This window comes from Endozoicomonas elysicola (genome assembly GCF_000710775.1).
GTDB lineage: Bacteria > Pseudomonadota > Gammaproteobacteria > Pseudomonadales > Endozoicomonadaceae > Endozoicomonas > Endozoicomonas elysicola.
In genome coordinates this window covers 3,659,124-3,665,819 of record NZ_JOJP01000001.1, presented here as the reverse complement: position 1 = coordinate 3,665,819, position 6,696 = coordinate 3,659,124, and the positions used below count along the sequence as shown (strand labels likewise).

The following is a 6,696-nucleotide window of genomic DNA, read 5'->3' as shown; positions in this document are numbered from 1 at the left end:
TGGCTGATACTGCAGGCCATTGATGGCGCTGTTCAAGTCAGTCAGATTCCCCTGCAGAGTCATGGTTGCCGAGTTATCCGCACCGGCGGTGATGGTGACACCACTGGTTGATGCCAATTGCAGGGTACCGTTGGTGATGGTTAGCGTAACTTCAACGGTATCACTGCCGGAATCCGCGTCGGAGAAACTGATGGTGTTGATGGCGAGTGGCTGGTCTTCACTGGTATCCCTGGGGGCTTCTTCCCAGCTTGCCCCAAATCGCTGAAGGTCATTGCGGGCAGGGCCAGCATCCACCACATCACCACTGCCACCACTCATGGGGTAATAGCTGACCAGGTTGCTTTCAGTCCCCATTAAGGCCTGATCTTTTCCATTATCAACCTGACTCTGCGAGCGGGCTATGTTCCAGACTCTTATATCTCGAATTTGTCCATCATAGGCCTGATTTGTTTCAAACCCACCCCCGACACTGTCTTGCTCCTGACCAAAGACCAGCGATCCTCCATCACTCAGGTTGTAGCCCTGTTTTAAGGTACCGCTGAATCGTTCAGCGCCATCGATAAATATTTTGGTGTTCCCTGATGCGCTATCCCAGGTCCAGGCCATATGGTGCCAGTTGCCATCCGCGATATTAATGCCTGTGTATAAACTGGTTCCTCCGATGTGAAGCCCAAGATCATCTTGTCCAAATAGGAGTATCTCGTTGGTTGAGCCAGGCACCGCATAGGAGAACAGGCCATCGCTATCCCCAGAGGTTTTAAACCAGGACTCGATGGTAAACGAGTCCGATGGGAAATCGGAAACAGGGTTAGCAATCAGGTAATCGGTGGCATTACCGGTCAGAGACAGGGAGTAGTTCTGGTCGAGTACTCCGGGGATCTGGTTAAACTGGCTGACATTAATGGCGGCTGTTGTTGCGATGCTGCTATCAACACCGTCGTTAACCGTGATGCTGATGGTTCGTTGGGCGGTATTCCGGTCATTGCTGGTATTCTGGTAGCTGACGGACTCCAGAGCCGTTTCATAGTCCGCCAGGGATGCCGAGCCGCTTAAGGTCAGAGTGCCGTTGGCTGAGTCCCAACTGCCGGTGATGCCACTTTGATTGGTAAACGACAGGGCATCTTCGCTGCTGTTGAAATTGCCGGTGATCTGAACGGTGGCACTTTGCAGTGTGGTGGAGTCCACGTCGGTCAGGGTCAGGTCACCATCGATAATCCGGAGATCCCCGTTGGAGGTGTAGTTCAGGGTATCCAGGTTCGTTACTTCAGCTGCATCATTCACCGCCGTGACATCAAACGTCAGGGTGTGCTCGGTACTGTCGAGTTGGCCATCACTGACGGTAAACCCGAAAGAGGTATAATCCGTACCATTATCATTGAGCGCCGGTGTATAAGTCAGCAGACTGATATCGGAAGCGGTAATGGACTGATTAGCCGTGACGGCGGCCCCATTCAACAGGAGCGAACCAGCGGTAGGCAGGCTGTTGATGGTAATGGATTGCAGTGTGTCGCCGCTGTCCACATCACTGAAACTGAAATCACCGGTGGTGAACGTATAACTCTGATCCTCATTCACCGTCAGCGTATTATCCGCAGCGGTAGGAGCGTCGTTAACTTCGGTAAAGGTAATGGTTGCCGAGGTGGCGGCGGTGATTGCCGGGCCATCGGTCAGGGTCACCTGGTAGGCCGGTGCGGTATTGCTGCCATCGTGGGTAAAGCTGACAGTGCCATCCAGCAGCTGTTGCTGGGTAAAGCTGAAGGTACCATCACCGTTGTCGGTTGCACCGCTCAGTGAGCCATTCTGGATGTTGCTGAGGATGAACGTCAGGCTGTTGTCATCGTGGTCGGGGTCGGTTGCACTGAGATTGTCAGAACCGAGAATCACCGTAGCACCTTCGTCAATTGCTAACTCGTTAGTGATCAGCTGCGGTCCATCGTTCACCGCGGTGATGGAAATGCCCCGGTTGACTTCGTTACTGGTGATATGGCCATCAGAGACGGTAAGACTGATCACACGACCGGTAATATCGGGATTGTCGGAGCTATTGCTGTAAGTAACGGAGCGCAAAGCGGCCTGGTAATTGGCCGGAGAGGCATTACCGGACAGAGTGAGTGTACCGGAAGCGGCATCCCAGCTGCCGGTGATGCCGTTCTGGTCAGTAAAGTGCAGGGTATCTTCACTGGCGACATAGCCATCGCTGATGGAAACGGTGGCGGACTGGATATCCTCAACATCCAGTTCAGTCAGTTCCAGATCGTCAGCAACGGGATCACCTGGATCATTCTCGGTATAACTGACAATGGATCCAAAAAGAATATTATCCGCACTGAGTATGGCACCACCGGTTACTGAACTGGTGACCTCCAGGGCGTTACCACCCTGATTTTCCCAGTAAAGTAATTCAAAACTATAGAAGCCATCAGCAGGTGCATTGAATGAGCCTGTAGTGGGTTGAGCTCCACGGAGGTCAAAAAATTCACTGACATTCTGACCACCAATATTCAGTCTGAACCCATCATCTGATGTGACCGTAAAGTCATGTTGCCCAGCGGGGAGTTTGACAAAGCCAGTGAAGCGGAAGCCGACGGTTTCCATCGCATTGTCACTGATATCATTGCTCAGGCTGGCTGAATCATTGCCAATAAAGCCACCAATGGTTGTGGCGGTGTTTGAAAAACCCAGATCTGTAGCGCTGAATGTGGCGGCAGGTGTTCCATTAACCAGGTTTCCAAGATCAGTGAGGTTGTTGATGAGAGCACTGGTATCAAATATTTCCCCAAGAAGTCCGCTTCCACCTCCTTCTGATGGGCTTCCCAGACTGATGATGGGGGCATCATTGGTGCCAGTCATTGTGATACTGACGGCTTGATCAACAGTGCCACCCTGACCATCGTTCACGGTGACGGTGTAGGTCTGAGTCAGGGTCTCACCAGCTGCCAGATGGTCAATGGCAGAATCGGGGACACTGAAGGTCCAGTCCACCTGGCCGGTGCCATCATTGGTGGTGTTGCTGACAGTGGGGGTAAAGGTACCGAGGTACCCGCTGGTGTCGGAGGTGATGCTGACGGTCTGCACATCGGTGAGATCAACATCGGCAATGGTGAAGCTGCCGGTATCGGACAGGGTCGCGGTGTTTTCACCGGTACCGCCATCAACAATCTCGGTCACGGCGCCAGCGACATCGGTGGCGGCGGTAATGGTGGGGACATCGTTGGTGCCGGTGATCGTTACGGAGACCTGCTGATCCACGGTACCGCCCTGGCCATCATTGACGGTCACGGTGTAGGTCTGGGTGACCACCTGGTCTTTGGTCAGGTAATCAATATCGGCATCGGGCACGCTGAAGGTCCAGTCCACCTGGCCGGTGCCATCCCCCGTCGTATTGTTGCTGACGGTTGGGGTGAAGGTGCCCAGGTACCCGCTGTTGTCGGAGGTGACGCTGACGGTCTGCACATCGGTGAGATCGACATCGGCGATGGTGAAGGAACCACTGTCGGATAATGTGGCGGTGTTCTCGCCAGTACCACCATCGACAATCTCGGTCACTGCGCCAGTGACATCCATAGCCGCAGTGATGGTGGGGACGTCGTTGGTGCCAGTGATGGTCACCGTCACCAACTGATCCACGGTACCGCCCTGGCCGTCGTTCACGGTGATGGTGTAGGTCTGGGTCAGGGTTTGATCTTTAGCCAGGTAATCAATGTCGGCATCAGTCACGCTGAAGGTCCAGTCCACCTGGCCGGTGCCATCCCCCGTCGTATTGTTGCTGACGGTTGGGTTGAAGGTGCCGAGATAGCCGCTGGTGTCGGAGGTGATGCTGACGGTCTGCAAATCGGTGAGATCGACATCGGCGATGGTGAAGCTGCCGCTGTCGGACAGGGTGGCGGTATTTTCACCGGTACCGCCATCCACAACCTCAGTCACCGTGCCGGTCACATCGGTGGCGGCGGTAATGATGGGGACATCGTTGGTGCCGGTGATCGTCACGGTGACCTGCTGATCCACTGTGCCACCCTGACCATCGTTCACGGTGATGGTGTAGGCCTGGGTCACCACCTGGTCTTTGGCCAGGTAATCAATATCCGCATCGGGCACGCTGAAGGTCCAGTCCACCTGACCGGTACCATCCCCCGTCGTATTGTTGCTGACGGTTGGGGTGAAGGTGCCGAGGTAACCGCTGGTGTCGGAAGTGACGCTGACGGTTTGCACATCGGTCAGGTCAACATCGGCGATGGTAAAGGAACCACTGTCGGATAGGGTAGCGGTATTTTCACCGGTACCACCATCGACTATCTCGGTCACGGCGCCAGTGACATCGGTAGCCGCAGTGATGGTGGGCACGTCGTTGGTGCCGGTAATGGTCACGGTCACCTGCTGATCCACGGTGCCGCCGTTGCCATCGTTGATGGTCACGGTGTAGGTCTGGGTCAGGGTTTGATCTTTGGCCAGGTAATCAATATCGGCATCAGGCACGCTGAAGGTCCAGTCTACCTGGCCGGTACCATCCCCCGTCGTATTGTTGCTGACGGTTGGGGTGAAGGTGCCGAGATAGCCGCTGGTATCGGAAGTGATGCTGACGGTCTGCGCATCGGTCAGGTCGACATCGGCAATGGTAAAGCTGCCGGTATCGGACAGGGTAGTGCTATTCTCGCCGCTGGAACTGTCATCAATCTCGGTTACTGAGCCCTCTTGAGGGATGCTAACAGTAATGCCTGTTGAACTATCGACATAACCAGCAACGCTGTTACCGCCGTTAATAGATACATTCTGCATACCATACCCGGGTTGACCAGCACTTTGCGCCACTTCACCGGTGATTCCCAGACCACCTGCGAAAAAGGTACTTCTCTGAGTGTCGGATAAACTGTTCCAATTCGTTAATGTGGTATAAGCAGCTGATACAACCTTGATGTCGATGGAGCCATTGCCATTATCAGTGACTTCTATCTCTACAGCCTTTCTATACACATGGTCAGACTTATGAATCCAGACCGTGCCTCCCGAAATAAAGTCACTGGGTAGTGTAAAGCTGTCAGCGTTATGGTTATTTACACTTGTTCCGCCCCAAGTAAATTCAATAGTGGTTTGATTGCCGTCTATTACATTGATGGTGGGCGTGTCATTGGTGCCGGTCAGGGTCACGGTAACTTGCTGATCCACAGTGCCGCCCTGGCCATCATTGACCGTCACCGTGTAGGTCTGGGTCACCACCTGGTCTCTGGCCAGGTAATCAATATCCGCATCGGGCACATTGAAGGTCCAGTCCACCTGGCCGGTGCCATCCCCCGTTGTATTGTTGCTGATGGTCGGGGTAAAGGTGCCGAGGTACCCGCTGGTGTCGGAGGTGACGCTGACGGCCTGCACATCGGTGAGATCGACATCGGCGATGGTGAAGCTGCCGGTGTCGGACAGGGTGGCGGTGTTCTCGCCAGTACTGCCGTCGACAATTTCAGTGACTGCGCCGGTGACGTCGGTGGCGGCGGTAATGGTAGGGACATCGTTGGTGCCGGTGATGGTCACCGTGACTTGCTGATCCACGGTGCCGCCCTGACCATCGTTCACGGTGATGGTGTAGGCCTGGGTGACCACCTGGTCTTTGGCCAGGTAATCAATGTCGGCATCGGGCACGCTGAAGGTCCAGTCCACCTGGCCAGTGCCATCGCCGGAGGTGTTGTTGCTGACCGATGGGGTGAAGGTGCCCAGGTAATCGTTGGTGTCGGAAGTGACGCTGACGGTCTGCACATCGGTCAGATCGACGTCAGCGATGGTGAAGCTGCCAGTATCGGACAGGGTAGCGGTATTTTCACCGTTACCGCCGTCGACAATTTCAGTGACCGCGGCAATGACATCGGTGGCCGCGGTAATGGTGGGCATGTCGTTGGTGCCGGTGATGGTCACGGTGACCTGCTGATCCACGGTACCGCCGTTGCCATCGTTCACCGTCACGGTGTAGGTCTGGGTGACCACCTGATCCCTGGCCAGGTAATCAATGTCGGCATCGGGTACGCTGAAGGTCCAGTCCACCTGGCCGGTGCCGTCCCCCGTCGTATTGTTGCTGACCATCGGGGTAAAGGTGCCCAGGTACCCGCTGGTGTCGGAAGTGACACTGACGGTCTGTACATCGGTGAGATCGACATCGGCGATGGTGAAGCTGCCGGTGTCGGACAGGGTGGCGGTGTTCTCGCCAGTACTGCCGTCGACAATTTCAGTGACCGCGCCAGTGACATCGGTGGCCGCGGTAATGGTGGGCACGTCGTTGGTGCCGGTGATGGTCACGGTCACCCGCTGATCCACTGTGCCGCCCTGGCCATCGTTGACCGTCACCGTGTAGGTCTGGGTCACCACCTGGTCCTTAGCCAGATAATCAATATCGGCATCGGGCACGCTGAAGGTCCATTCCACCTGGCCGGTGCCATCGTTAGTGGTGTTGTTGCTGACCGTCGGGGTAAAGATGCCCAGGTAACTGTTGGTGTCGGAGGTGACACTGACGGTCTGCACATCGGTCAGGTCGACGTCGGCGATGGTGAAGCTGCCGCTGTCGGATAATGTGGTGCTGTTCTCGCCACTGGTGCCGTCAGTGATTTCCGTTATCGTACCGGTGACATCCGTGGCCGCAGTGATGGTGGGCACGTCGTTGGTGCCGGTGATGGTCACGGTGACCTGCTGATCCACGGTGCCGCCCTGGCCATCGTTGAC

Annotated in this window: 1 protein-coding gene; it reads right to left on the bottom strand. The window is 55.6% G+C overall.

Features of this window, described 5'->3' with window-relative positions:
* A partial coding sequence (locus tag GV64_RS25335; protein ID WP_160171804.1) for a VCBS domain-containing protein occupies nucleotides 1–6,696 on the bottom strand: 6,696 nt, incomplete at both ends.